Raw genomic sequence first — 2391 nt, 5'->3', positions numbered from 1 at the left:
GCGCTACAACAGTTTCACTGAGTTCACTCGGCCGCTGACTCGCCAGCAGTAGAGACAGGCCAAACTTCCTACCTTCCTTGGCGATCCGCTCGAAAACCAGCGATGATCGGCTTCCAGCTGCACCGGCATCTCGTCGCGACGGGATGAACCGATGTGCCTCTTCGAGCACTAACAGCAGAGGGTGTTCCGCTCGTGGCTGGCTGCGTACCGCAAAGTCGAACAGGATGCGGCCCAGCAATGCAGTGACGTTCTCGAGCACGTCATTAGCAACAAGGCTCAGGTCGAAGACAGTCACGGATGGGCCAGCCCCATGGGTCGCGGATTGATCGCGATAAGCCTTCGTCGCAGGCCAATCGGAGTCGGCACCTTCACGAGTTGGATCAACGCCCATTAGAGCCTTGAGGTACTTGCCGAGCGGATCGGCGTGCTTCTCTACCCGGGTGATGAAGTCGTATCGTCCGTCAGCTAGCAGCCGGCTCAGGCGCATTTGAAGGGTTGCTACATAACCTGCGATTTTGCTGTCGGCGGCCTGCTCTAACTGGATCCGATTCGGCAGAAAGAAGTCGCAGAGTTGCTGCAGAGAATAGTAAACGGGCGCATCAAAGTCTGGGGCCGCCTGAGAACTACCCATGCCGAGCGTGCCGAAGGCATCGGAGATCTCTTTGCGGATAGCGACGAACATCCGGCCGAGGATGTCCCTCTGAAGTGCCGTCAGCGGGGTCCATTGGACATTGAGAACGTTGGCTTGGGGTATCCCGGCATCGAGGATGACCTTGATTTGTGCCCACTGTGCAGAACAAGCGCAAGGTTCACCAATCTGTTTCTGGACCAACGCATCCATACCTTCAAGCTGAGCAAATACCGTGTCCGAACCACTCTTCGTGTTGGAGAACGCTCCCTCGACGATAGCTATTGAACTTAGAAGGTTCTGGAGTCGAAGCAGCTCAATATTTGTCGACGCACCCGCCACGCGAGCGTCCGCGATCGACCGCTGGAGCACGGGTGCCTGCACTCCTTCACTCGCCTTAAACAAGGTCAGGTGCTCTTCGTTGTTCATGAACCAATGTGGCAGGAACAGGCCACTCGATGGGCCGGGCCGGGGCCCGAGAATCAAGGGGCGAGTCTTCTTACCTCGGACGGTCGACGATGGAAACGACTGGGCGTACTCACCGTTGATATCGAAGATCACAATGTGCCCGTTGGGGATTGCGTGATCGAGAAGTCCATCGATGAGTGCGGTCACAGTGCATGATTTACCGGATCCGGTCGAACCTACTACGGCACAATGATGTCCAAGTAGCAAGTTTGCGTCCAAGTAGACTGACTGCTCCGTGGCCACGGCCGAGGTTCCGATTCTTAGCGCCGGCCCTCCCCCCGGATGGAAGATGTTCCTAACTTCTCCCGGGGTGGCCGCCTGCACGGGGGCGTGCAATGGCGGATACCCAGTTAGCCCAGATTTGAAGGCATCTCCCTCGAATCGTCCAACGACAGTCGCTTCGAGTTCGTATGTAGCAGCATCGTCTTGGCTGAGCAGTTCGACTCGCCCTTTGGGCTGTTGTTGGCCGCTGATGTACACGGCTGTGACGATCCCGACGACGCGGTGCGCTCCGGCCGGCACAGTGATGTAAGAATTCACAACGCCAACGGTCTGGAGTCCATCGGGACCGACCTTGGTGAAACCCTTTGCACCGACCTCCAAAGCGACACGGATTGTCGTGCTTCGCACGTCGATGACCCGGCCGATCGCACCCGCGTCCCTCATGCTCCATCGTCTCCAGGAAGCGCTGGTGTAACCCGACCCGTCACTCGCTCAAGGGCTTCGATCAAACTCGTTATCGCCGCTGGTGGACTGACATTGCCTTGGGCGCTTGTGTCTGGCATCAATTCGGCGAGCTCAGAGAACTTACCGAAGTCTCCGGTAAGCACAGCGATGCGCGAGTCGGCACCCGTCGCAAGGGCTGCGATCGCCGTAGACTTCGGTGTTACACCCGATTCTCCCAACGTTCTGCCAAGGGCATCCGCATTGTCAGTCACTGCCATCAGATCCTCGTCGCTCAGCACTGCCTTGGGGTCGGCAACGAAGACGTTGAGCGCAGGATTACTTGCAAGACTGCGCAGCAACAGGCGGTTGATGTGAGGGTCGGCGAATCCATAGCCGACGGCAAGAATCGCCGTATCTTCTTGCTGTACAGCATCTCCGAGGAGTCGGAGAAGATCGGAATAGGGATAGGCCAAGGAGTCGGACTCTTTGGCCGCAGTCGGGTAGATGAGCACGAGATCATCGCCGACAGCGACATCAGCACTCTGCCTGACTTCCAATGACTCAAGTCCGGTGAGCGGATCCCGCTCGATTGATGAGCGCCAGTTCAGGCTTCCATGCACCTTGTGAAG

The 2391-nt window shown here is 57.8% G+C and carries 1 protein-coding gene and 1 pseudogene; both read right to left on the bottom strand.

The window, feature by feature from the left end; genetic code table 11:
• Positions 1-1762, bottom strand: a 1762-nt coding sequence (locus tag IMZ11_RS42110; protein ID WP_228649113.1) for an ATP-binding protein, incomplete at its 3' end; no start/stop codon positions are given.
• Positions 1759-2391: pseudogene (locus IMZ11_RS42105) on the bottom strand (hypothetical protein); the annotation flags it as partial. The gene IMZ11_RS42110 and the pseudogene IMZ11_RS42105, both read right to left, overlap by 4 nt.

This window comes from Microtetraspora sp. AC03309, from assembly GCF_020826795.1.
In the GTDB taxonomy this organism is placed as follows: domain Bacteria; phylum Actinomycetota; class Actinomycetes; order Streptosporangiales; family Streptosporangiaceae; genus Microtetraspora; species Microtetraspora glauca.
Note: the sequence above shows the minus strand (reverse complement) of the source record. Positions and strands in the feature narration are given on the sequence as shown.